Origin of the sequence: Streptomyces sp. SID12501 (assembly GCF_010550245.1) — a bacterium.
Lineage (GTDB): Bacteria > Actinomycetota > Actinomycetes > Streptomycetales > Streptomycetaceae > Streptomyces.
Genome location: NZ_JAAGLU010000003.1, coordinates 46647 through 71501, shown reverse-complemented (window position 1 = coordinate 71501; position 24855 = coordinate 46647). Strand labels below are relative to the sequence as shown.

General features: G+C 70.6%; 20 protein-coding genes. 15 read left to right on the top strand and 5 right to left on the bottom strand.

Annotated features, from left to right (window positions below):
* Positions 1–182 precede the first annotated feature (182 nt).
* Together acs and G3I71_RS03765 are read right to left on the bottom strand one after the other, a co-directional pair.
* Positions 183–2138, bottom strand: a complete 1956-nt coding sequence (gene acs / locus G3I71_RS03770; RefSeq protein ID WP_343242837.1) for an acetate--CoA ligase — start codon at positions 2136–2138, stop codon at positions 183–185.
* A 204-nt stretch (positions 2139–2342) separates the two neighbouring features.
* The gene (locus tag G3I71_RS03765) at positions 2343–4826 is read right to left on the bottom strand and encodes a SulP family inorganic anion transporter (RefSeq protein ID WP_164312471.1); all 2484 of its coding nucleotides are present in this window, start codon (positions 4824–4826) and stop codon (positions 2343–2345) included.
* 307 nt (positions 4827–5133) lie between these two features.
* On the opposite strand from G3I71_RS03765, the gene G3I71_RS03760 reads away from it, so the two are divergent.
* Complete coding sequence (locus G3I71_RS03760) at positions 5134–6411, top strand: hypothetical protein (protein ID WP_164312470.1); 1278 nt, start codon at positions 5134–5136, stop codon at positions 6409–6411.
* Between the two features lie 94 nt (positions 6412–6505).
* Here the strand turns inward: G3I71_RS03760 and G3I71_RS03755 are convergent, their stop codons facing one another.
* Positions 6506–7495 (bottom strand): ATP-binding protein, encoded by a 990-nt coding sequence (locus G3I71_RS03755; RefSeq protein WP_164312469.1) that lies wholly within the window; start codon positions 7493–7495, stop codon positions 6506–6508.
* A gap of 101 nt (positions 7496–7596) precedes the next feature.
* On the opposite strand from G3I71_RS03755, the gene G3I71_RS03750 reads away from it, so the two are divergent.
* Entirely contained in the window at positions 7597–8421 is an 825-nt protein-coding gene (locus G3I71_RS03750; RefSeq protein ID WP_164312468.1) for a Fic family protein, read from the top strand.
* Positions 8422–8827: 406 nt separating this feature from the next.
* Here the strand turns inward: G3I71_RS03750 and G3I71_RS03745 are convergent, their stop codons facing one another.
* Positions 8828–9661 carry an HAD family phosphatase gene (locus G3I71_RS03745; RefSeq protein ID WP_164312467.1) on the bottom strand — a complete coding sequence of 278 codons (834 nt, stop codon included), beginning with the start codon at positions 9659–9661 and terminating at the stop codon, positions 8828–8830.
* Positions 9662–10176: 515 nt separating this feature from the next.
* Here G3I71_RS03745 and ssd point away from each other — a divergent pair.
* From ssd to G3I71_RS03710, 7 genes are all read left to right on the top strand, one after another.
* Positions 10177–11283, top strand: a complete 1107-nt coding sequence (gene ssd / locus G3I71_RS03740; protein ID WP_164312466.1) for a septum site-determining protein Ssd — start codon at positions 10177–10179, stop codon at positions 11281–11283.
* Positions 11280–12485, top strand: a complete 1206-nt coding sequence (locus G3I71_RS03735; RefSeq protein ID WP_164312465.1) for a TadA family conjugal transfer-associated ATPase — start codon at positions 11280–11282, stop codon at positions 12483–12485. The genes ssd and G3I71_RS03735 overlap by 4 nt, the downstream gene beginning before the upstream one ends.
* 5 nt (positions 12486–12490) lie before the next feature.
* Positions 12491–13351, top strand: coding sequence for a type II secretion system F family protein (locus G3I71_RS03730; protein WP_203729327.1), 861 nt, complete (start codon positions 12491–12493; stop codon positions 13349–13351).
* Positions 13352–13421: 70 nt separating this feature from the next.
* A complete protein-coding gene (locus G3I71_RS03725; protein ID WP_164312463.1) occupies positions 13422–14219 on the top strand; it encodes a type II secretion system F family protein in 798 nt (265 codons plus the stop codon).
* Positions 14220–14320: 101 nt separating this feature from the next.
* Positions 14321–14539, top strand: a complete 219-nt coding sequence (locus tag G3I71_RS03720) for a DUF4244 domain-containing protein (RefSeq protein WP_164312688.1) — start codon at positions 14321–14323, stop codon at positions 14537–14539.
* The gene (locus G3I71_RS03715) at positions 14526–14894 is read left to right on the top strand and encodes a TadE family type IV pilus minor pilin (RefSeq protein ID WP_164312462.1); all 369 of its coding nucleotides are present in this window, start codon (positions 14526–14528) and stop codon (positions 14892–14894) included. The genes G3I71_RS03720 and G3I71_RS03715 overlap by 14 nt, the downstream gene beginning before the upstream one ends.
* A complete protein-coding gene (locus G3I71_RS03710; RefSeq protein WP_164312461.1) occupies positions 14891–15304 on the top strand; it encodes an Rv3654c family TadE-like protein in 414 nt (137 codons plus the stop codon). The genes G3I71_RS03715 and G3I71_RS03710 overlap by 4 nt, the downstream gene beginning before the upstream one ends.
* Positions 15305–15360: 56 nt before the next feature.
* Here G3I71_RS03710 and G3I71_RS03705 read toward each other — a convergent pair whose 3' ends face one another.
* Entirely contained in the window at positions 15361–17835 is a 2475-nt protein-coding gene (locus tag G3I71_RS03705) for a DEAD/DEAH box helicase (protein ID WP_164312460.1), read from the bottom strand.
* Positions 17836–17915: 80 nt separating this feature from the next.
* Here G3I71_RS03705 and bldG point away from each other — a divergent pair, with 80 nt between their 5' ends.
* The 6 genes from bldG (at position 17916) to G3I71_RS03675 (ending at position 24788) form a co-directional block, all read left to right on the top strand.
* Positions 17916–18257, top strand: a complete 342-nt coding sequence (bldG, locus tag G3I71_RS03700; protein WP_005475923.1) for an anti-sigma factor antagonist BldG — start codon at positions 17916–17918, stop codon at positions 18255–18257.
* 127 nt (positions 18258–18384) lie between these two features.
* The gene (locus G3I71_RS03695; RefSeq protein ID WP_164312459.1) at positions 18385–18819 is read left to right on the top strand and encodes an ATP-binding protein; all 435 of its coding nucleotides are present in this window, start codon (positions 18385–18387) and stop codon (positions 18817–18819) included.
* A 355-nt stretch (positions 18820–19174) separates the two neighbouring features.
* Positions 19175–21580 carry a sodium-translocating pyrophosphatase gene (locus tag G3I71_RS03690; protein WP_164312458.1) on the top strand — a complete coding sequence of 802 codons (2406 nt, stop codon included), beginning with the start codon at positions 19175–19177 and terminating at the stop codon, positions 21578–21580.
* A 250-nt stretch (positions 21581–21830) separates the two neighbouring features.
* The gene (locus G3I71_RS03685) at positions 21831–22427 is read left to right on the top strand and encodes an oligoendopeptidase F family protein (RefSeq protein WP_164312457.1); all 597 of its coding nucleotides are present in this window, start codon (positions 21831–21833) and stop codon (positions 22425–22427) included.
* Positions 22428–22545: 118 nt separating this feature from the next.
* Positions 22546–24069 (top strand): class I SAM-dependent methyltransferase, encoded by a 1524-nt coding sequence (locus G3I71_RS03680; protein WP_164312456.1) that lies wholly within the window; start codon positions 22546–22548, stop codon positions 24067–24069.
* Between the two features lie 521 nt (positions 24070–24590).
* The gene (locus G3I71_RS03675) at positions 24591–24788 is read left to right on the top strand and encodes a hypothetical protein (RefSeq protein ID WP_164312455.1); all 198 of its coding nucleotides are present in this window, start codon (positions 24591–24593) and stop codon (positions 24786–24788) included.
* Positions 24789–24855 lie beyond the last annotated feature (67 nt).

Here is a 24855-nt window from a genome sequence, read left to right as displayed (position 1 = left end):
CAGCACGGAACGCATGCCGACCAGACTTCCCGGCGCACCTTGGCGATCCTCGCGGATCCTGTCGCGTTTTTGACGCGATCTTTAGCCTACCCAAGGTGCGCGGGATGCGCCGCCCAGAGGAACCCCTCTCGCAGATCTCTCGTCGACCTCTTGTCGGTCTCTGGTCCTCTTCCGGTCCTCTTCTAGTCCTCGCTGCCGGCCGAGGGCAGCTTCGTCTGGATGAGGTCCATGACGGTGGAGTCGGTCAGGGTCGTCACGTCACCCAGTTCCCGGTTCTCGGCGACGTCGCGCAGCAGGCGGCGCATGATCTTTCCGGAGCGCGTCTTGGGGAGCTCCGCGACCGGCAGGATGCGCTTGGGCTTGGCGATCGGGCCGAGGACGTCACCGACGTGCTTGCGCAGTTCGCCGACGAGGCCGTCGGTCTCGGTGGCGGTGCCGCGCAAAATGACGAAGGCGACGATGGCCTGCCCGGTCGTCTCGTCGGCGGCACCCACCACGGCCGCTTCGGCGACGGACGGGTGCGAGACAAGGGCGGACTCGACCTCGGTGGTGGAGATGTTGTGCCCGGAGACGAGCATGACGTCGTCCACGCGCCCGAGCAGCCAGATGTCGCCGTCGTCGTCCTTCTTGGCGCCGTCACCCGCGAAGTACTTGCCCTCGAACCGGGACCAGTACGTGTCGAGGAACCGCTGGTCGTCGCCCCAGATGGTGCGCAGCATGGACGGCCACGGCTCGGTCAGCACGAGGTAGCCGCCGCCCCCGTTGGGCACTTCGCGCGCCTCGTCGTCGACGACGGTCGCCGAGATCCCGGGCAGCGCCCGCTGCGCGGACCCCGGCTTGGTCTCGGTCACACCGGGCAGCGGAGAGATCATCATGGCGCCGGTCTCGGTCTGCCACCAGGTGTCGACGATGGGCGTCACGTCGCCGCCGATGTGCTTGCGGTACCAGATCCACGCCTCGGGGTTGATCGGCTCGCCCACCGACCCCAGCACCCGGAGGGAGGAGAGGTCGAACTTGGCGGGGATGTCGTCGCCCCACTTCATGAACGTACGGATCGCGGTCGGCGCCGTGTAGAGGATCGTCACCCCGTACTTCTGGATGATCTCCCAGAAGCGCCCCTGGTGCGGGGTGTCCGGCGTCCCCTCGTACATCACCTGGGTAGCGCCGTTGGCCAGCGGCCCGTACACGATGTACGAGTGCCCGGTGACCCAGCCGACGTCGGCCGTGCACCAGTAGACGTCGGTCTCCGGCTTGAGGTCGAAGACGGCGTGGTGGGTGTAGGCGGCCTGGGTGAGGTAGCCGCCGGAGGTGTGCAGGATGCCCTTGGGCTTACCCGTCGTACCGGAGGTGTAGAGGATGAACAGCGGCTGCTCGGCCTCGAACGCCTCGGGCGTGTGCTCGGAGCTCTGCCGCTCGACGACCTCGTGCCACCACACGTCCCGGCCTTCGTGCCACTCGACGTCCTGCCCGGTACGGCGGACGACGAGCACGTGCTCCACGTTGTCGACACGCTCGACGGCCGCGTCGACGGCGGGCTTGAGCGCGGACGGCTTGCCGCGCCGGTAGCCGCCGTCGGTGGTGATGACGATCTTGGCGTCGGCATCCTGGATGCGGGTGGCCAGCGCGTCCGCGGAGAACCCGCCGAAGACGACACTGTGCGCGGCGCCGATCCGGGCACACGCCAGCATCGCGATCGCCGTCTCCGGGATCATCGGCATGTAGACGGCGACCCGGTCGCCCTTCTCGACTCCCAGCTCCATCAGGGCGTTGGCGGCCTTGGAGACCTCGTCCTTGAGCTCGGCGTAGGTGATCGCCCGGCTGTCACCGGGCTCCCCCTCGAAGTGGATGGCGACCCGGTCGCCATTGCCCGCCTCGACATGCCGGTCGACGCAGTTGTACGCGACGTTGAGGCTGCCGTCCTTGAACCACTTGGCGAACGGCGGGTTCGACCAGTCCAGCGTCTCGGTCGGCTCGGTGGCCCAGGTCAGGCGGCGGGCCTGCGCGGCCCAGAAGCCGAGCCGGTCAGCCTTGGCCTGTTCGTACGCCTCCGCCGTGACGTTGGCGTTTGCGGCCAGCTCGGCGGGTGGCGCGAACCTGCGCTCTTCCTTGAGCAGGTTGGCCAGGCTTTCGTTGCTCACGACATCTCCCTTGCGGTGCTTTGCCGGGGCGGCCGTTGTGTCCCAGGCCACAGCTCATCAGACCGGGGGGTCCGCTGACAAGGGCCGACGGAAAATTGGTTTAGACCTTTGAGTCCTTCTCAGGTCTCCTCCGTCGGTGCCCCTCTTCGCGAGGGGCACAGCCAAGGTCACGTACGTGATGGTCGCCCGGTTCACCCCTCCCCGTCAGGCGGGCAGTCCGGCCGCCCGCACATGATCGAACACCTCGTCCCCGCCCACCGCCCCGGTGAGCAGATACGCCTGCGCCTCACCCACGTGGAAATACATCCCGTGCAGATCGAGCGCGCCCTCCCGCAGCGCCCGCGCCACCGACTCGTGCGCCCTCAGGTGCTCCAACTGCTGGACCACATTGGTCAGGCAGAGCTGCTCGACCGCGTCTGCGGGCGCCCGCCCGGCGAGCCGCGTCCAGGGCCGGTCCGTCGCGGCCATCCGCTCCAGACTCGGCAGCCCGTGCCGCAGCCACCGCCTCAGCGGCGTCTGCGCCCCGTCGGGCTCCATGTTCAGCAGCGCCTGCATGGCCCCGCACCCGGAGTGCCCGCACAGCGTGATGGACCGCACCTTCAGCACGTCCACCGCGTACTCGATCGCCGCCGCCACCGAGTCGTCCCCGCTCTGCTCGCCGGGCCGCGGCACCAGGTTGCCGACGTTCCGTACGACGAACAGGTCGCCGGGACCACTGGAGGTGATCATCGACGTGACGAGGCGCGAGTCGGCACACGTCAGGAACAGCTGTGAGGGCTGCTGCCCCTCACGCGCCAGCCTGGCCAGCTCCCCGCGCACCAGCGGCGCGGTGTTCCGCTGGAACGCGCTGATACCGCGCGCCAGTTGCTGCCCGCTCGGCTCGACGGCACCGGACGATCCCGCGGAGTCGGCCGGGCCTGCCGGGTCGGGCGAGCCGAAGGAACCGGTCCACCCGCTCTCCCCGCCGAACCTGTCCGCCGTCTCCCCGCGCCCCGGTCCGGACTCCGGGCCCTCGCACTGGTGGTTGCGCCAGGGTGTCCAGGGCCGGCAACGGCAGTCGGAGGCGTCGGCGGGCTCGGCGATACGTGTCCCCGCCCGGCCGGTCACCTCGACGGTGCCGCCCTGCGCGGTGTGCGTGTTCTGCCAGTGGTGCAGGGATTCGTACGCCGCGTGGTCCATGAACGAGCCGTCCAACTCCACGACGGCGTGGGCCCCCGGGGGTACGAGGTGCAGGGTGCGGCTGAGCCGGGGCACCGCGAGGAACGTCAACTGTCCTCGGACGTGTACGTAATGGATTCCCCCTGTCTCGGTCTCGTCGTTTCTCACTTCATAGGTGATCCGGGTACGGGCGAGGCGGTTGAGGGCGACGGCGACGGCGACCGCGACGCCCAACAGCACTCCTTCGAGGACGCCGAAGACGACGACGCCCAGGGTCGTCACCACGTAGACCAAAACCTCGCGGTGGCGGGTCACCGTGCGAATGTGGTTCAGGGACACCATCTGGATGCCGACGGCCATCACCAGGGCGGCGAGTGAGGCGAGCGGGATCAGCTCCAGGATCGGAACCATCAGCAGCGCGGCGACTACTACGAAAACGCCGTGCAGCATCGTGGAGTTCCGGCTCACGGCACCGGCTTGCACATTCGCCGAACTCCGCACGGCCACACCCGCGACCGGCAGTCCGCCGAGCACCCCGGACACGACGTTGGCGGCGCCCTGGCCGAGCAGTTCACGGTTCAGGTCGGAGCGGCCGACGCGGGCCGAGGCTCCCGGCCGCCCGGCCCCTCCGGCCAGCAGGTCGGGGCGGGAGGCCACCAGTTTGTCCACGGCGACCGCGCCGAGCAGCGACTGCACGCTGCACACCAGCGTGACGGTGAGCACGGCGGCGGCGACGCCGAGCACGGGCCCTTCGGGCAGCCCGGCCAGCGCGTGGCTGCGCCAGGACGGCAGGTCGACCTTGGGCAGGGTCAGCCCGGCGAGCGAGGCGGTGAGTGTGGCGCCGCTGACGGCGACGAGTGCGGCCGGCACCTTGCGCAGCACGCTCCCCGCCCGGCCGGGAAGCCGCGGCCAGGTCAGCAGCAGGGTCAGGGTCAGCACACTCATCGACACGGCAGCGGGCTGCAGGCCGGCCAACTGGGCGGGCAGTGCGCGGACGTTGTCGAGGACCGAGCTCTCCGGCGTACCCCCGAGGACGATGTGCAGCTGGGCGACGGCGATGGTCACGCCGATCCCGGCGAGCATGCCGTGGACGACGGCGGGGCTGACGGCGAGTGCCGTGCGGGCCACGCGCAGGCAGCCGAGGCCGAGTTGGGCGAGCCCGGCGAGGACGGTGATGGCGCAGGTCGTACGCCATCCGTACCGTTGGATGAGTTCGGCGGTGACGACGGTGAGCCCGGCGGCGGGGCCGCTGACCTGTAGCGGGGAGCCGCCGAGCCGTCCGGCGACGAGTCCGCCGACGGCGGCGGCGACCAGTCCGGCCTGGAGCGGGGCGCCGGTGGCGAGGGCGATGCCCAGGGAGAGGGGCAGGGCGATCAGGAAGACCGAGATCGAGGCCGACACATCGGCGCCCGCGATACGGAGGCGGCGGGGCGGGGTCGGCGGTGGCGGTGACGGTGGGGGGCTGTGGGGCTGGTGCATGCGCTCCGTCCGAGTCGGTTCGGGGGCGCGAGTGGGGACGCAGGCAGACATGTTTCCCGTCTCCTCCGGGGCAGCGCGGTCGCGGAACAGGTGGTCCCCCCGTCGATGGCGGGGGGTCGGGTCGCGGCCGTGGGTCACGGCGTGCAAGCGGCGGGATTTTCAACGCTCGGTAAATGGATCGTAATGCACAGTAAAGTACGTGTATGTATTTTCGGGGCAAATGGGTTAATAGATCACTCTGGTGAGTGAACTGAACTTTTGATCGGCTTGTCGTACTAATTCCTTCTTGGTCTTCGTGTGACCTTGACGGCGCCGCGCCCGAAAGCGCCGGCCCGAACCAAGGAAGAGGTGGGCGGACATGGCCGTCACCAAGAAGATCGCCGCGGGCGTCGTGGCCGTCGCGGCCTGTGCCGCGTCACTCGCCGGCTGCGGAGCGGGAACCACCGGCTCCTCCGGTGCGAAGGAAGGCGCGCACGGCGCGAAGAAGGCGGCGCCGGCCCCGGCGCCCAAGAGCGCGGTCCGGCTGATCGGCGACGGCTCCACCGCGTACACCGGAGCCCAGCCCTACCAGCCCAGGCCCGAACGCCTCAAGCCCGGCCAGAAGCCGCCCCAGTTCGTCGTCTTCTCCTGGGACGGCGCGGGTGAGGACAGTCAGCGGCTGTTCTCCCGCTTCCGCAAGGTGGCCAAGGCCAACAAGGCGACGATGACGTACTTCCTGAGCGGCGTGTACATGCTCCCGGAGGACAAGCGCGACCTCTACGAGCCGCCTCAGCACTCGCCGGGCAGCTCCGACATCGGCTTCAACGACGAGCAGGGCATCGCCGACACCGTGAAGCAGCTGCGGCTCGCCTGGCTGGAGGGCGGCGAGATCGGCACCCACTTCAACGGCCACTTCTGCGGCAGCGGGGGCGGGGTCGGCGAGTGGTCGGTGGAGGACTGGAAGGACGAGATCGCCCAGGCGAAACGTTTCGTGAAGTCCTGGAAGACCACCACGGGCATGAAGAAGGCGTCCCCGCTGCCCTTCGACTACGAGAAGGAACTCGTAGGCGGCCGTACGCCCTGCCTGGAAGGGCAGAAGAACTTCATGAGCGCGGCCCGCGAACTGGGCTTCCGCTATGACACGAGCGGTGTCAACGACCAGGTCTGGCCCGCGAAGAAGCAGGGCCTGTGGGACCTGTCCATGCAGCTCGTCCCGGTCCCCGGCCGCAGCTTCGAGACGCTGACCATGGACTACAACTTCTACATGAACCAGTCCGGTGCGCGTGCGGGCGACGAGAGCCGGCACGAGTACTGGGGCGACCAGTTCCGCGACGGCCTCCTCAAGGGCTTCGAGCGCGCCCACGACGGCAACCGCGCGCCCCTGCTCATCGGTAACCACTTCGAGTCCTGGAACGGCGGCGTCTATATGCGTGCCGTCGAGGAGGTCATCGAACGCGTCTGCACGAAGGCCGACGTCCGGTGCGTCTCCTTCCGGCAGCTGGCCGACTGGTTGGACGTGCAGGATCCGCAGACGCTGGCGAAGATGCGCACGCTCGGGGTCGGTGAGGCTCCGAAGGAGGGCTGGAAGACCTTCCTGGCGGGGCGCCCGGCGCCGGCGCCCAAGGGGGTACCGGGGGCTCCGGCGGCCAAGCGGTAGCGCTCCGCCGGGTGCGGGTCGTTCTGGGCGCGGCGTTCGGGGCGGTTCGTCGAGTGCGGGTGGGTGGGGGCTGGTCGCGCAGTTCCCCGCGCCCCTATCGGGGCGCTGTAGTTGCCGCCAGCTCCTCACGCAGTACGAAGCCGGGGTCGACCTGGGCCGCCAGGTCGACCCCGGTGCGGGCATTGGCCCAGGAGTGGGCGTTCTTCAGGTGGAAGTGGACCATCTGGTGTGTGTAGCGCTCCCAGTCGCGCAGCTCGTACGTGGCGTCGACGGCCGTGTGCAGCCGGCGCAGGGAACGGCGGTTGGTGTCCTCCAGGAACTCGAACCTGGAGGACCGGCCCTTCTCCAGGGCGCGCACCCAGTCCGAGTGCCCGACCGTTTCCAGGAGATCGTCCCCGACCTCGGCGCGGAGGAAGTCGAGGTCGTCCTGCCCCTGCACCTTGTTGCCGACGACCTTCAGGGCGACCCCGAAGTCCTGGGCGTACTCCTTGTACTGGCGATAGACGGAGACTCCCTTCCGGGTCGGTTCGGCGACGAGGAACGTGATGTCGAAGCGGGTGAACAGGCCGGACGCGAAGGAGTCGGAGCCCGCGGTCATGTCGACGACGACATACTCGCTCGGGCCGTCGACGAGATGGTTCAGGCACAGCTCCACCGCTCCCGTCTTGGAGTGGTAGCAGGCCACTCCGAGATCGGCCTCGGTGAACGGGCCGGTGACCATCAAACGGACGGCGCCGCCGTCGAGTTCCACCGGCCGCGCGCAGGCGTCGTACACCGGATTGGTCTCCTGGATCCGCAGCAGCCGTGAGCCCTCGCCGGATGGTGTCGTCTTGATCATCGCGTCGGCGCAGGCGATGCGGGGGTTCGTGCCGCGGAGGTACTCCTTGATCAGCTCCATCCGCTCGCCCATCGCGGGCATCGCGGCTGCTTCGGCGTCGTGGAGGCCGAGTGCGGCGCCCAGGTGCTGGTTGATGTCGGCGTCGATGGCGAGGACCGGCGCCCCGGAGGCCGCGAGATGGCGGACGAACAGGGAGGACAGCGTGGTCTTGCCGCTGCCGCCCTTCCCGACGAAAGCAATTTTCATGTTCACTAACGGTAGTGGGGTGACCGCCATGGGTGTCCAGGTGGCGTGAGGAAGTCCACTCCTTCGTGGGTCGGCTTCGCGGAGTGCGTAGGGTCGTACTCATGAGTACGACAGGCGCGACCGCCGACCCGCTCGCGGCCCTGGGGTCGCTGCCCGGGGTGGCCGACACCGTGGAGTCCGTGCGCAAGGCCGTGGACCGGGTCTACGGGCATCGCATCATGCGGCGGCGCAGCAACGAGATCACCGGCGAGGCGGCACTGCGCGGTGCACGAGGTTCCGCGGCCCTCTCCGGTGCCGACTGGGCCCTCGAAGAGGTACGCCGGCGCACCGACTTCAGCGGTGACGACGAGGCCCGGGTCGTCGGCGCGGCCCTCCGGCTGACCGCGGAGGCGGGCCAACTCCTGTCCATCTGGCGCCAGTCGCCGCTGCGCGTGCTGGCCCGGCTGCATCTGGTCGCCGCCGCGGGCACGGGCGACGAGGTGGGGCGCCCGCGGCAGGACGGTGAGCCGGTCGACGAACCGATGGTCGAACTGCCGCTGCCGAGCGCGGCCGAGGTGTCCGGACGGCTGGAGGGACTCGCGGAACTGATCATCGCGGGAGGCTCGGCCCCCGCCCCGGTCACGGCCGCCGTCGTGCACGGCGAACTCCTCGCCCTGCGCCCCTTCGGCTCCCACAACGGCCTCGTCGCGCGCGCGGCCGAGCGGATCGTCCTGGTCGGCAGCGGCCTCGACCCGAAGTCCGTGTGCCCGGCCGAGGTCGGCCACGCCGAACCGGGCCGCGCGGCCTATCTGGCGGCACTCGACGGCTATGTCTCCGGTACTCCGGAGGGCATGGGTGCGTGGATCACCCACTGCGGCCGGGCGATCGAACTCGGCGCGCGTGAATCGGTGGCCGTGTGTGAGGCACTGCAACGCGGGGCGGCGTAGAAAAAGGCGGCGAAGAGAAGCGAAAAGGCCCTCCGCGGAGGGCCTTCAACGGGATGCGGCGGTACGAGGATTCGTACCGCCGCCAGCATGTCCACCCGGGTTACCAAGCGTCCTCGGAGTATTGCCCATCAGGTCGGGAACAAGGCCCGTCACCTGGTGCGGCTGGCCCGTAATCGACGGGTCGACGTCGCGTGGGTGCCCAGTGCTCATGCTAGGTCCGTGGGGCCAAATGCGTTATTAGGGTGATCCTTTCGGATGTCCTTGGTCTCGCGGGCCGTTGAGTCCTTTCTACTCCTGGACCCGGGCAAGCGGAAGCCCTGACTGCACTTCTTTACTTTTGTCCTCAAACGGGAGTGAATCGGGCGCTGGTGTGCCGGATGGCCCTGGGTGGGGCGGGATGGGCGGCTCAGACGACCGTCGGGCGGCGCCTGCTCGCGTACCAGACGAGACCCGCCGTGGCGGCCGCCGCGCCTATGGCGGCGGCCGCCACCAGGGCCGGACGCGGCGGTACGGAGAGCGCGGGCAGGCGCTGCTTCAGCCTGACCGGGCGGTGGAAGTCCAGGATCGTCCACCCGCGGGCGATCGCTTCCCGGCGCAGTGCGCGGTCCGGGTTCACGGCGTGCGGATGGCCCACGGACGACAGCATGGGGACGTCGGTGACGCTGTCGCTGTACGCGTAGCAGCGCGCGAGGTCGTACCCCTCGGACTTGGCCAGTTCCTTGATCGCCTCGGCCTTGGTGGGCCCGTACGCGTAGTACTCCACCTCGCCCGTGAAGCAGCCGTCGTCGCCGACGACCATGCGTGTGGCCACCACCCGGTCCGCGCCGAGCAGTTCGCCGATCGGCTCGACCACCTCCGCGCCCGACGTGGACACGATGACCACGTCACGGCCGGCGGTGTGGTGCTCCTCGATGAGGGAGGCCGCCTCGTCGTAGATGATCGGGTCGATCAGGTCGTGCAGTGTCTCGGCGACGATCTCCTTGACCTGCTGGACGTTCCAGCCGCGGCACAGCGCGGACAGGTACTCGCGCATGCGCTCCATCTGGTCATGGTCGGCACCGCCCGCCAGGAACACGAACTGGGCATATGCGGTACGCAAGACGGCCCTGCGGTTGATCAGGCCGCCTTGGTAGAACGACTTGCTGAACGTGAGCGTGCTCGACTTCGCAATGACCGTCTTGTCCAGGTCGAAGAAGGCGGCTGTGCGGGGCAAGGAGTGGTTTTCCACGAGGCTGAGCATAGGCGCCCACCATTCGGCGTAAGGTACTGCGCGTGGGTTTGCCTGAGAGGGCCCTCGGGTACACCATGGAAGTCACGGATCGTTCGCGACCGTGCTAACCCGGTCCGGCTCCTCCCCCCCGAGTCGAACCGTGGGGACGACCCCCGCTCTCCCCCCCGGCGGGGGTCGTCGCATGTCCGGGTGGGTTTTCTTTCTCCCCAAGCATAATCTTCGCGGCCGTGGTGCCGTCCGAGGCGGCTCCGGCCGCCTCTTTCGCATGCCCGCCTCCTGTCACTGTGGGTAACTGAAGTGCTGCTCTGTGGAAAGTCGTACAGCGGTCACCTGTTTGGGTGAGAGCGATATTCACAACCGCCGAGTTGTCCACAGATTTCGACCAAGATCCACACGATTTCCGTCCTCGCTGCACCGTGATTCCAGCGCGTCCCGTCGGCGGCCAGTTCGTGGCCGGTTCCGTTTGCCGGACGCGTTCGGCCGGTTTCTGTCGGCCGTTCATATAGCGAAGGGGGCCGGAAAACATGGCGGGAGCCATCACACACGACAACGATCAGCCCGCGGCCGGGGGACGGCAGAGCGGACCGCTGATCGTCACCGAGGACGCAGACCTGCTGGACGACCTGCTGCGCCTGTGCGCGGCGGCCGGTGCCACACCCGAAGTGCACCACGGGGTGCCCGAGCGAGGCGGCGGCTGGGAGGCCGCACCGCTCGTCCTCGTCGGCGACGACGCCGTGCGGCGGGTGCGCGGGGCCGCGCGCCGCCGTGGAGTGGTACTGGTCGGGCGGGACCAGGACGACTCCGGGGTCTGGCGGCGGGCCGTCGAGATCGGCGCCGACCACGTCCTGATGCTGCCCGACGGCGAGCAGTGGCTCGTCGACCGGATCGCCGACGTCGCCGAGGGCGTCGGCAGGCCCGCGCTCACCGTCGGCGTCATCGGAGGCCGGGGCGGGGCCGGAGCGTCCACGCTGGCCTGCGCGCTCGCGGTCACCTCGGCGCGCGAGGGACTGCGCACCCTGCTCGTGGACGCGGATCCACTGGGCGGCGGACTCGACGTACTCCTCGGTGGGGAGACGGCCGACGGACTTCGCTGGCCGGCCTTCGCCGCCTCACGAGGCCGGGTCGGCGGCGGCGCCCTGGAGGAGTCACTGCCGAAACTGCACTCCCTGAGGGTGCTGAGCTGGGACCGCGGAGACTGCGTGGCCGTCCCGCCCCAGGCCGTACGGGCGGTGCTGGCCGCGGCCAGACGGCGCGGCGGCGCGGTCGTCGTCGACCTCCCGCGGCGCATCGACGACGGCGTCGCTGAAGTTCTCGCCCAACTGGACGTCGGGATCCTGGTGGTCCCGGGCGAACTGCGTGCCGTCGCGGCGGCCGGCCGGGTGGCGTCCGCCGTCGGCATGGTCCTGCGCGACCTGCGCGTGGCGGTACGGGGGCCGTACACGCCGGGACTGGACGACCACGAGGTGGCCCGGCTGCTCAACCTGCCCCTGGCCGGCGAGGTACCCGTCGAATCGGCCCTGTCACGCCCGCACGAGGGCAAGGCGCCGCCGGGAGCGGCCGCACGCGGACCACTTGCCCGGTTCTGCACGATGTTCTGGGAGCGGGCGCTGGCCGAGGCGGGCAGCGTATGAACGGCGTGCGCCGGGACGAGGGGCCGGGGGCGTCCACAGGGCTGCTGGACAGCGTACGGCAGTGGCTGGCCGAGAGCGGGGCCGAGGCGACACCCGCGCGCGTGGCGCAGGCCCTGCGGGAGCAGGGGCGGGTGCTCGGGGACGCCGAAGTGCTGGGCGCCGCCGAGCGGTTGAGGTCGGAGCTGGTCGGCACCGGCCCGCTGGAGGCGCTGCTCGCCGATCCGAGGGTCACCGATGTGCTGGTGGCGGCCCCCGACCGCGTGTGGGTGGACCGGGGCGGCGGACTGGAACTGACCGCCGTCTCCTTCCCGGACGCGGGCGCCGTACGACGGCTCGCGCAGCGTCTCGCCGCGGTGGCCGGACGGCGGCTCGACGACGCCCGGCCGTGGGTCGACGCCAGGCTGCCCGACGGGACCCGTCTGCACGCGGTACTGCCCCCGGTGGCCGTCGGCTGCACCTGCCTGTCGCTGCGGGTGGTACGGCCGCGCGCGTTCACCCTGGACGAGCTGATGGCCGCGGGGACGGTGCCGCCGGGTGGCGACCGGGTACTTCGGGCACTGCTCGACGCCCAGCTGTCCTTCCTGATCAGCGGCGGCACGGGATGCGGCAAAACAACTCTCCTGAGCGCGTTGTTGGGGCTGGTCGGCCCTGGCGAGCGGATCGTGCTCGCCGAGGACTCGGCGGAGCTGCGGCCAGACCATCCGCACGTCGTGCGACTGGAGACCAGACCCGCCAACCAGGAGGGCGCGGGCTTGGTCACGCTCGAGGACCTCGTGCGGCAGGCGCTGCGGATGCGGCCCGACCGGTTGGCGGTCGGGGAGGTTCGGGGGCCCGAGGTCGTGCATCTGCTTGCTGCCCTGAATACAGGTCACAGCGGTTGCGGGACGGTCCACGCGAACGCCGCCGCGGACGTACCGGCGCGGCTGGAGGCGCTGGGTACGGCCGCGGGGCTCGACCGGGCCGCACTGCACAGCCAGTTGGCGGCGGCGCTGTCGGTGGTCCTGCATCTCGTCCGCGACCGGGCCGGGCGGCGCCGGATCGCCGAGGTGCATGTGCTGGAGCGGGACCCCTCGGGACTGGTGGTGACGGTGCCGGCCCTGCGGTGGGGCGAAGAGGCGTTCGCGTACGAGCGGGGTTGGGAGCGGCTGCGGGGGCTGCTCCGCGTCGGCGGCGACAAGAGGCAGGGGAGTGAAGGCTCGTGACGGGGATGGGAGGGCTGGCGGTGGGCGCGGCCGGGATGTGCGTCGGGGCGGTCTGCTGGCTGCTGGGCGGGCGGTATCCGGGAGCGCGGCGGGCGGAGTTGCTGCTCGCCGGGGGCGGAGCTATGGGGACCGGGCCGCCTCCGTGGGAACGGGCGGCCGGTGAACTGCGGCGACTGCGCCGGAGGTTGCGGGCCGAGTGGTGGTCGGTGGCCGTCGGGCTGGTGGTGGCGCTGCTGGGTGCCTCCGTCGTACCGGCGCTGGTGGGCGCCGCCGGGGTGCCGCTGCTGCGCCGGGTCAGGCTGGCCGCTGAGGTGCGGCGGGCGGAGGAGCGGCGGGGCGACGAGGTGATCGCGCTGTGCGGGGCGCTCGCCGGTGAGGTGCGCGCCGGGCGGCAGCCGGGGGAGGCGCTGCTGCGGGCGGCACGCGACTCCGCCGGCCTCGGTGAGGCACAGGCGTCGGTGCTGGCGGCGGCACGGTTCGGCGGTGATGTCCCCCGGGCGCTCGCAGCGGCGGCCCGACAACCGGGTGCTGAGGGGCTGTTGGGCCTCGCGGCGTGCTGGCGGGTGGCCGTGGACCAGGGCGCCGGACTCGCGGCCGGACTGGACCGCCTCGAAGGAGCCCTGCGTGCCGACCGGGACCAGCGTGCTGACCTGCGCGCCCAGTTGGCGGGCGCCCGGTCGACGGCGGTGATGCTCGCGGGCCTGCCGGTGCTGGGGCTCGTCCTGGGCACGGCACTGGGCGCCGACCCCCTGCGCGTGCTGCTGCACACCGGCGCCGGACTGGGCTGCCTGCTGGTCGGTGGGGTGCTGGAGGGCGTGGGCCTGTGGTGGGCGCTGCGGATCGTGCGGGGAGCTGAGGCGGCATGAGGGCCGGGCGAGTGGATGACGGAGGCCGTCGCGGTACGGCTGTCGAGCGTGGCTGGAGAAGGGAGTCGGCGTGAGTGCGGAGGTTTTCCACAGGCTGGGGGTGGTGCTGGGGGTCGCGCTGACCCTCGGGTGGCTGCTGCGGTGGATCGAGACGGTACGGCGTGAACGGAGGGTGCGCCGGCGGCTGGCCCGGCTGCTCGCGCTGGAGGGGGAGCGGGAACGCGGTCTGGCGGGACGGTGGTTCGCGGCGAGGGGTGCCGTACGGCAGTGGCTGCCCGTGGCGGGTGCGGTGAGTGCCGGATGGGTGCTGGTCGGCGGCGTGGCCGGTGTCCTGGTGGGGCTGGTCGCCGGGGTCGGGCTGTGGCGGTGGCGACTGCAGCGGGCGGCCGGTGGTGCGGCGCCGGACGTCGACGGTGCCGAGGCGGCCCGGCAACTCCCTCTCGCCGCCGATCTGCTGGCCGCCTGTATCGCGGCCGGCGCCGGCCCGGTGGTCGCTGCCCAGGCGGTGGGCGAGGCGTTGGCGGGACCGGTCGGGGAGGCGCTGGCGCGGGGTGCGGCAGAGGTGCGGCTCGGCGGCGAACCGGCCGAAGCCTGGCGGAGGCTGGCGTCGATACCGGGAGCCGGCTCCCTCGCGAGGCTGCTGGAGCGGGCCGACGAGTCGGGCGTACCGGCGGCCGGGCCCGTCGCACGCCTGGCCGCGGACACCCGCGCCGACTGGGGTCGCACGGCGACGGAACGGGCCCGGCGGGCGGCCGTCATGGTCACCGCGCCGGTGGGGCTGTGCTTCCTCCCCGCGTTCATCGCGGTCGGCGTACTGCCCGTGGTGATCGGGCTGGCGGACGGGTTGCTGGGCGGGGGTGGTGGATGACGCGAGCGGTGCGCGTTCAGGAGCAGGTCATCAAGGGCGGTCAGCAACAGCAAGTCATCAACAACAAGTCATCAACAGAGCTGAAAATTACGGGAGTTGAGATGTTCACAGTGATGCGGGAACAGATGTGGGCCCTGGTGCGCAGGACGCGTACGGTGCTGGCGGTGCGGAGGGATGCCGGAATGGTGACCTCTGAATATGCTGTTGGCATTATCGCGGCAGTGGCGTTCGCCGCTGTGCTCTACAAGGTGGTGACGAGCGGGCAGGTCAGCTCGGAGTTGCAGGCCATCGTGAAGAAGGCCCTCGATGCGAAAATGTGAACGCCTGGGCCGGGACCGGGGGTTCGTGACCGCCGAGGCCGCCGTGGTGCTGCCCGCGCTGGTGCTGTTCTCGATGGCGCTGGTCTGGGCGCTGCTCGTCGCCGCCGCGCAGATCCAGTGTGTGGACGCGGCCCGGGCCGGTGCCCGGGCCGCCGCCCGGCAGGACCCGGCCGACGCGGTCGTCGCGGTGGCCCGGGGCGCGGCCCCGCGCCGGGCGGAGGTCACCGTCACCAGGGAGGGCGACCTCGTGCGTGTGCGGGTGGTGGCGCAGCCGCCGGGGCTCGGTGGCCTCACCGTCGATGTGGCGCACGAAGCGGTGGCGCTGGCGGAGGAGACGGTGGGGGTGGGCGCGTGAAGCGTTGGGGAGGCGGGTGGCCCGCCAGGCTCGCCAGAGCCGTATCCGCGCGCTCGGTCCGCTCCGACCGTGGTTCCGCGACGGTCTGGAGCGTGGGCGCCGTCGCCGTCCTGTGCGTGGTGTTCGGCGTGGTGCTCGCCATGGGACAGGCCGCAGTGGCCCGGCATCGGGCCGCCGCGGGTGCGGACCTGGCGGCGCTCGCTGCGGCGGACCACTGGACGGAGGGCGCCTCGGCGGCCTGTGCGCGGGCGGACCGGGTGGCCTCGGCCCAGGGCACCCGGCTCGTCCGGTGCGCGATGGTGGGCGAGACGTCGGACCTGACGGTGATGTCCGGACGGGGCCTGTTCGGGGCGGAGGTCAGGTCGAGAGCGGGTCCACCAGGGCCCCCTGGCGCGCTGAGACCGACCTGAGCCGGCCCCGTGCACCCGTCACTCGTACGCCTGTACGGGCGGGTGTCGGGCGAGCGCTAACCCTTCTCGTCCGGAGCCTTCTCCTCCGGCGCCCCCTGCAGCAGAACCGTCAGCAACCGCACCGCTCCCCGTTTGTGCAAGGGCTCGTTGCCGTTGCCGCACTTGGGGGACTGGATGCAGGACGGGCAGCCGGCGTCGCACTCGCAGGAGGCGATGGCCTGGCGGGTGGCCGTCAGCCAGGAGCGGGCGGTGTGGAAGGCGCGCTCCGCGAAGCCCGCGCCGCCCGGGTGGCCGTCGTACACGAAGACCGTCGGGAGGAGGGTGTCCGGGTGGAGCGGGACGGAGACGCCGCCGATGTCCCAGCGGTCGCAGGTCGCGAAGAGGGGCAGCATGCCGATCGACGCGTGTTCGGCGGCGTGCAGGGCGCCGCCGAGGATCTCCGGGTTGATGCGGGCCGCGTCGAGCTGGTCCTCGGTGACGGTCCACCACACGGCACGGGTACGCAGCGTACGCGGAGGGAGGTCGAGCTTCGTCTCGCCCAGGACCTCACCTGTGATGACGCGTCGGCGCAGGAAGGAGACGACCTGGTTGGTGACCTCGACGGAGCCGTAGCAGAGGCGCCCGTCGCCCCAGGGGATCTCAGTGTCCGTCTCCAGGACGGTGATGGACGTCGTGTCGCGGGCGACCGTCGAATACGGCGGGTTCGCCTCCTCGACCAGGGCCACCGAGTCCGCCAGGTCGAGGGAGCGGACGAGATAGGTGCGGCCCTGGTGGAGGTGGACCGCGCCCTCGTGCACGCTCGTGTGCGAGGCGCCCGCGTCGACCGTGCCGAGCAGCCGTCCCGTGCCCTCCTCGACGATCTGGACGGGGTTGCCACCACCGCCCCGGATGTCGGCCAGGTCGGCGGCCCGCTCACGGCGTGTCCAGTGCCAGGCGCTGGTGCGGCGGCGGAGCAGCTTCGCGGCCTCCAACTGCGGGAGCAGGGCCGCCGTTTCCGGTCCGAAGAGTTCCAGGTCCTCCTCGGTCAGGGGGGATTCGGCCGCCGCCGCGCACAGGTGGGGGGCCAGGACGTACGGGTTGTCCGGGTCGAGGACCGTCGACTCGACGGGCTGGTCGAACAGGGCTTCCGGGTGGTGGACGAGGAACGTGTCCAGCGGGTCGTCGCGGGCGACCAGGATCGCCAGCGCGCCCTGTCCGGCACGTCCGGCGCGGCCCGCCTGCTGCCACAGGGAGGCACGGGTGCCCGGGTAGCCGGCGATGACGACGGCGTCCAACCCCGAGACGTCGATGCCGAGTTCGAGGGCGGTGGTGGCGGCGAGGCCGAGGAGTTCGCCGGAGTGGAGGGCCTGTTCGAGGGCTCTGCGCTCCTCGGGGAGGTAGCCGCCGCGGTAGGCGGCCACGCGCCGGGCCAGCGAGCGGTCGATCTCGGCCAGCCGTTCCTGGGCGATCACCGCGATCAGCTCGGCGCCGCGCCGGGAGCGTACGAAGGCCACCGTGCGCACGCCCTGGAGGGTGAGGTCGGTCAGCAGGTCGGCCGTCTCGGCGGTGGCCGTACGGCGGACGGGCGCGCCCTTCTCGCCGTGCAGTTCGGTGAGCGGCGGTTCCCAGAGGGCGAACACCAGTTCACCGCGCGGCGAGGCGTCGTCCGCGACCTCGACCACCGGGAGGCCCGTCAGACGGCCGGCTGAGGCTGACGGCTCGGCGGAGGTGGCGGAGGCGAGCAGGAAGACGGGGGAGGCGCCGTAGCGGGCGCACAGGCGGCGCAGCCGGCGCAGGACCTGGGCGACGTGGGAGCCGAAGACACCGCGGTAGGTGTGGCACTCGTCGATGACGACGTACTTCAGCGATTTGAGGAAGGAGGCCCAGCGGGGGTGGGACGGGAGTATCCCCCGGTGGAGCATGTCCGGGTTGGTCAGGACGTAGTTCGCGTACTGGCGGACCCACTCGCGTTCCTCGACGGGAGTGTCGCCGTCGTACACGGCAGGTCGTACCGCGTTTCCCAATGGTTGTGAAAGTTTCTTCACAGAACGGCGCTGGTCGGCTGCGAGGGCTTTGGTCGGCGCGAGGTACAGGGCGGTCGCCCCGCGGCCGTTGGGAGCCTCGGAGCCGTCCAGGAGGCGCGAGAGGACCGGCACGAGGTACGCGAGCGACTTGCCCGAGGCGGTGCCTGTGGCGACGATCACGTTGTCGCCGTCCAGGGCGTGCTCGGCGGCCAGTGCCTGGTGGGCCCAGGGGTGTTCGATACCGGCGGCCTGGACGGCCGCGATCACCTCGGCGCGAATCCGGTCGGGCCAGACGGCATGGCGGCCCGCACGCGGGGGCAAGTGCTCCGTATGAGTGATGCGCGAAGCCCGGCTCGGGCCCGAGGCGAGCCGGTCCAGGATCGTCCCCGGATCGGGTCGCGACGCGGCGAAAGCCGAGGGTCGTTCGGATCGGTGATTCTTGGCCATCGGCATCGAGTGTGTCACTGGCGTGACGGACAATGGGCCCAAGGCGTCGTGCACGCCCTGCGGTAAGTGATTGAATGCCATCGCGGCTGGCGAACCAACCTGGGGACTCTGCCGAGGTGTCCCTCGGGATGACCGCTCGATAGCAAGGTGCTGGAGGATCCGTGGACCTGTCCCTGTCGACCCGTACCGTCGGCGATCGTACGGTCGTCGAGGTCGGTGGCGAAATTGACGTTTATACCGCGCCCAAGCTGCGTGAGCAGCTGGTCGAGCTGGTCAACGACGGGAGTTTTCACCTCGTCGTCGACATGGAGGGCGTCGACTTCCTCGACTCCACCGGGCTCGGCGTACTGGTCGGCGGTCTGAAGCGTGTGCGTGCCCACGAGGGCTCGCTGCGCCTGGTCTGCAACCAGGAGCGCATTCTGAAGATCTTCCGTATCACCGGTCTGACCAAGGTGTTCCCGATCCACACCTCGGTCGACGAAGCGGTGGCGGCCACCGACTGACGGCCGTTTACCGGACGCGCACGCGGTCACCCGTAGGTGCGTCCGGTGACGGAAGAAGTTAACGAGGGGGGTCCGGGTCTCGGCGACCCGACCCCCTGACCGCACGCCCGTATTCCGAGGGGGATGCATGGCCACCGTTGAACTCCGCTTCAGCGCGCTGCCCGAGCACGTCAGGACCGCCCGACTGGTGGCGGCAGCGGTGGCGCGCAGGGCCGGAGTGGACGAGGCCGTTCTCGACGAGGTGCGACTCGCCGTCGGCGAGGCCTGCTCCCGCGCCGTCGGACTGCACCAGAGCAGCGGCATCTCGGAGCCGGTGTGGGTGACGCTGGTCGAGGAGGAGAAGCTGTTCTCCATCGAGGTCGGCGACGAAGCGCCCCGCTCGGCTCCCGGTGACAACGCTCAGGGTGCCGACGGTGGCGTGGACGTGGATGCCGAGGAGGACGAGATGGGCCTCGCGGTCATCAGCGGCCTCGTCGACGACGTCGAGGTCACCTCGGGGGAGAACGGCGGATCGATCCGCATGAGCTGGCCGACCACGCCGCCGGTCACGCTCCTCCCCTGACACCCGACCCCGACCCACCCCGTACAACCTCAAGTCCGTACAACCTCAAGGGCCCTGCTGAGCAGGGCCCTTGAGGTTTTTCTGGCGGGGCTCCGGAATTAGTGAAGGTATTCACGATCCCTTCGTGAAGGTATTCACGATCGGTTGCGCGATAATTCGATCAAGCGTCAATGCGTCTGCGGCATTACGCCAAGTGGGTCAATGGATCACCCGGGGATCTTCCACGGATCTTCCGCCGATCATTTGCTGAATAGCATGGGGCGATCTATTCCGTTTCCGCGTACTGTTTTGATCAGTTTCCGGTACCTACAATCCGTCCACATCTTGAGCTCAGTCCAAGCGTCAAGGAGGACGAATGGCGGGGCTTTCTACCCCTCAGCGGTTCGATCAACCCACAACCTTCGCAGCCGCAGTACTGACCGACGACAACCGACTGATCGTGATGGTCATCGGCGTCGTGGCCCTGGCTGCGCTCGCGGTCGCCGGGGTGCTGGTGCGCCAGGTGCTCGCGGCGGGCGAGGGCACCGACAGCATGAAGGAGATCGCGAAGGCGATCCAGGAAGGCGCGAACGCCTACCTGGCACGGCAGTTGCGCACGCTCGGCGTATTCGCCGTGATCGTTTTCTTCCTGCTGATGCTGCTGCCCGCGGACGACTGGAATCAGCGCGCCGGGCGGTCGGTGTTCTTCTTGATCGGCGCCGCGTTCTCGGCGGCCACCGGTTATATCGGCATGTGGCTCGCGGTGCGCAGCAATGTGCGTGTCGCCGCCGCGGCACGGGAGGCGACTCCGGCGGAAGGCGAGCCGGAAAAGGATCTCACCGACGTCTCTCACAAAGCGATGAAGATCGCTTTCCGCACGGGCGGCGTCGTCGGCATGTTCACCGTGGGCCTCGGCCTGCTGGGCGCCTCCTGCGTCGTGCTGGTGTACGCGGCCGACGCGCCGAAGGTGCTCGAAGGCTTCGGCCTCGGCGCAGCCCTCATCGCCATGTTCATGCGTGTCGGCGGCGGCATCTTCACCAAGGCCGCCGACGTCGGCGCCGACCTGGTCGGCAAGGTCGAGAAGGGCATCCCGGAGGACGATCCGCGCAACGCCGCGACCATCGCCGACAACGTGGGCGACAACGTCGGCGACTGCGCCGGCATGGCGGCCGACCTCTTCGAGTCGTACGCCGTGACGCTCGTCGCCGCGCTGATCCTCGGCAAGGCCGCCTTCGGCGACGCCGGACTCGCCTTCCCGCTCCTGGTGCCCGCGATCGGCGTGCTCACGGCGATGATCGGCATCTTCGCGGTGGCGCCGAAGCGCTCCGACCGCAGCGGCATGAGCGCGATCAACCGCGGATTCTTCATCTCCGCTGTGATCTCCCTCGCACTCGTCGCGCTCGCGGTCTTCGTCTACCTGCCGTCGTCGTACGCCGATCTGGACGGTGTCACCGACGCGGCGATCGCCGGCAAGGGCGGCGATCCGCGGATCCTCGCGCTCCTCGCGGTGGCCATCGGTATCGTGCTGGCGGCCCTGATCCAGCAACTGACCGGCTACTTCACCGAGACCACCCGACGACCCGTACGGGACATCGGCAAGAGCTCCCTCACCGGCGCGGCCACCGTCGTCCTCGCCGGCATCTCCATCGGGCTCGAATCGGCCGTCTACACCGCCCTGTTGATCGGCCTCGGCGTGTACGGGGCGTTCCTCCTCGGCGGTACGTCCATCATGCTGGCGCTGTTCGCGGTGGCACTGGCCGGCACCGGCCTGCTCACCACGGTCGGTGTCATCGTCGCGATGGACACCTTCGGGCCGGTCTCCGACAACGCGCAGGGCATCGCCGAGATGTCCGGCGACGTCCAGGGCGCGGGCGCGCAGGTGCTCACCGACCTGGACGCCGTCGGCAACACCACCAAGGCCATCACCAAGGGCATCGCCATCGCCACCGCCGTCCTGGCCGCCTCGGCGCTCTTCGGGTCGTACCGCGACGCGATCACGACCGCGGCGCGCGAGGTGGGCGAGAAGGTCGGCGAGGGCGGGCCGATGAACCTGGTGATGGACATCTCGCAGCCCAACAACCTGGTCGGTCTGATCGCCGGCGCGGCGGTCGTCTTCCTGTTCTCCGGACTGGCGATCAGCGCGGTCTCGCGGTCGGCGGGTTCGGTCGTCTACGAGGTGCGACGGCAGTTCCGCGAGCACCCCGGGATCATGAACTACACCGAGAAACCGGAGTACGGGCGCGTCGTCGACATCTGTACCAAGGACGCGCTCCGGGAACTCGCCACACCCGGACTGCTGGCTGTCCTGGCGCCCATCGCCATCGGGTTCACGCTCGGCGTCGGCGCGCTCGGCTCGTTCCTCGCGGGTGCGATCGGCACCGGCACGCTGATGGCGGTGTTCCTCGCCAACTCCGGTGGCGCGTGGGACAACGCGAAGAAACTGGTGGAGGACGGCCACCACGGCGGCAAGGGCAGTGAGGCCCACGCGGCGACCGTCATCGGGGACACCGTCGGCGACCCGTTCAAGGACACCGCGGGCCCGGCCATCAACCCGCTGCTGAAGGTGATGAACCTGGTCGCGCTGCTCATCGCGCCCGCGATCATCAAGTTCAGCTACGGCGACGACGAGAACCTCGCCCTGCGCATCGTCATCGCCATCGTGTCGATCGCGGTGATCGTGGGCGCGGTGTACGTCTCCAAGCGGCGCGGGGTCGCCGGGGAGGACGAGGCGGAGGAGGCGGAACGGGAGGCCAAGTCGGCTGATCCCGCGGTGGTTTCGTAGCCCGGGCAGGGTCCGCGGAGCACGGTTTCGTCTCCGACGGTGTCTTACGGCCGGTCAGAACCGGCCAACGAGCGGGCGGACGACGCGTCGTGACGCGTCGTCCGCCCGCTTGACGTGGGTTGCACGCCTTTTCCGTGAGCCTTCTCTCTCTTGGTTCCCTCTTGGTGCAAATGGCTGCAATAACACACCAACTGGATGTCCGTCACGTCGATGTCGCCCAGTTGGCGTGTATGTTCCGGGGCCGAGAGCCATGGAAGGGACCAATCCGGTGAACAAGAAGCTCGCGGTCGCACTGTCCGGCGGTGCGGTACTGGTACTGGCGCTGTCGGGATGCAGCGGCGACGAAGGCAACGAGAAGCTGGATGCCTGGGCCAAGCAGGTGTGCGACGCGGTGAAACCGCAGGCGCAGAAGATCGAGGCCGCCAACTCCGCGATCCAGAAGGAGACCTCCGACAACAGCACACCGGCGGCCGTCCAGAAGACCGACGCACAGGCCTTCCAGGACATGGCGGACGCCTACAAGGCGATCGGTACGGCCGTGAACACCGCGGGCGCCCCGAACGTCGACGACGGCGAGACGAAGAAGACGAACGCCGTCAAGGAACTCAACGACATCGCGGCGTCCTACGCGGGCCTGAAGAAGCAGGTGGACGGACTCGACATCAAGAACCAGGCGAAGTTCGCCGACGGTCTCAAGGGTGTCGCCACGCAGCTGGACAAGCTCAGCCAGAGCGGGAACGACGCCCTGAAGGCTCTGGAAGAGGGCGACGTCGGCAAGTCGATGGCCGAGCAGGAGAGCTGCAAGTCGACCCCGGTGTCGCCTGCGGCCTCCACGACGTCCGGCTGATCGCTCCGGCAGGCCCTGCCGCGTCGCGGCGGGAGTTTTCCACAGGCGTACGGGGTGTCCGCGCGCGTCTGTCCACAGGCGGGCGCGGTGGAGCGGCAGGACGGACACAATGGGGGGCGTGAGTAACGCCAGCCTGCACGCCCTGCCCTCCGCCGACCGCCCCGATGCCGCCGGGCGCCTCCGGGACGCCCTTCTGGCCGCCGACTTCACCGCCGACGGGCTGCTCGACCTGCTCGGCGCGCCCGCGTACGCCGCCCTGGCGCGCAGCGAGACCGTGCCCGCGCTCCGGGCGACCCGTGGCGACACGCCGCTTGAACTGCTCGTACGGCTGTTCCTGTTGCAGCAAGCCGTGCCCCACGCGCGTGTGGCGGGCGTGCTGCCCGTCGACGACTGTCTGGCGAGCGGGTGGCTGGTGTCCGGGGACGCCGGTCAGGTGGCCGCCGCCGTCGACGTACGGCCGTACGGCGGGCCGGGCGGCGAGGACTGGTTCATCGTGTCCGACCTGGGGTGCGCGGTCGGCGGAGCCGGTGGCATCGGCAGTCACCACGAGGGTGTTGTCCTGGGGGTGGGCGGGGCCTCCACGACCCTCGCCGGTATCACCGTCCGTACGCCGGTCGGCTCCGCGCTCGACCTCGGCACCGGCTCCGGGATCCAGGCGCTGCACGCCGCCCAGCACGCCACGCGCGTGACGGCGACCGACCTCAACCCCCGTGCCCTGCACATCACCGCGCTGACGCTCGCACTGTCCGGCGCCCCTGCGGCAGACCTGCGCGAGGGCTCGCTCTTCGAACCGGTCCGGGCGGACGAGACGTACGACCTGATCGTCTCCAACCCGCCGTTCGTGATCTCGCCGGGCGCGCGGCTCACGTACCGGGACGGCGGGATGGGCGGGGACGATCTGTGCCGCACGCTCGTTCAGGAGGCGGGGGAGCGGTTGCGTGAGGGCGGGTTCGCACAGTTCCTCGCCAACTGGCAGCACGTGGAAGGGGAGGACTGGCAGGACAGACTCAGGTCCTGGGTGCCGCGCGGGTGCGATGCCTGGATCGTGCAGCGCGAGGTGCAGGACGTCACGCAGTACGCCGAACTGTGGCTGCGCGACGCCGGCGACCACCGCTCCGACCCGGCGGAGTACCGGGCGCGGTACGACGCCTGGCTGGACGAGTTCGAGACGCGCAAGGTGAAGTCCGTCGGGTTCGGCTGGATCACCCTGCGGAGAACGGGGGCTGCCGCGCCTTCGATCACCGTGGAGGAGTGGCCGCATCCCGTCGAACAGCCGCTCGGGGACACGGTTCGCGCGCACTTCGAGCGGTTGGACTACCTGCGTGCGCACGACGACGCCGCCCTGCTCGCCGCGCACTTCAGGCTGGCGGACGAGGTCGTGCAGGAGCAGGTCGGGCTGCCCGGCGCCGAGGACCCCGAACACGTGGTGCTGCGCCAGAACCGCGGGATGCGCCGCGCCACCAAGGTGGACACGGTCGGCGCGGGCTTCGCAGGCGTGTGCGACGGCACAATGAGCGCCGGGCGGATTCTGGACGCCATCGCCCAACTGGTCGGCGAGGACCCGGTGTCGCTGCGGGACCGCACGCCCGCGCAGATCCGGTTGCTGGTGGAGCAGGGCTTCCTGGAGCCGTCGAGCCAGTGAGCGTGTGCTCGGGTGTGGTGCCGTGGGGCCCTGTACTGCCGGTTCCGTCGCCGTGAGGCTGTCGTCTACGCCGTGGCGTCCATGGTGGAGGGGGGCTCCGCGGCCGATACGGGTACGGCAGGTCGCGTACGCATCCGCCGTACGGCAGTGGGAGGTGCAGGGGCGGCGCGCGGGGCGTGGGGAGGCGTGCGGGTGGCGTGGGCCGACCGCTTGCGGCGCCTGTGCCGTCGTACCGAGCGTGTCGGTGGCGAGGTTCGGGCGGCATATTCACGCCGACTTGGGCGGCCGGTCCGGGGCGGGCCGCCCAAGTCGGCTGTGAGATTCACGGGAGTCGCTCGCGACGGAACGTGGTCGGCGGGCCCGTTCGTACGAGGGCTGCGAGGCTGGCCGGCGGGTCCTCACCGGGACGCGCGTCCGCTGTCCGCCCGGCGTTCACCTCGGGTTCGCGCGGACGCTTCCCGGACGTGCCAGCCTCCCGGGTCCGGGGACTCCCGGGCGGTAGGAAAGGGGCGCACAGGGGTATGGAGAGCGGACCGGCGATCTTCGTGGGAGTGGTGTTCGCCCTGTTCGGAGGCGGGCTGCTGGTGTGGACCGCGGCCCGGGTGCGGCACCGGGCGCCGGTCGCCCATGGTGTGAACCCCGTCGCATCGGCGGCCCTCGCGAGCGTCGCCGCGCTGGTCGCCCTCGGGGTCGGCGTATGGTGCCTGACCCGTGTGTGAGGTGGGCGAGAGGCGTATGAGCGGCGCATACGGCGTGGCCGCGCAGGTATCCGGTAGGTCACCCTCC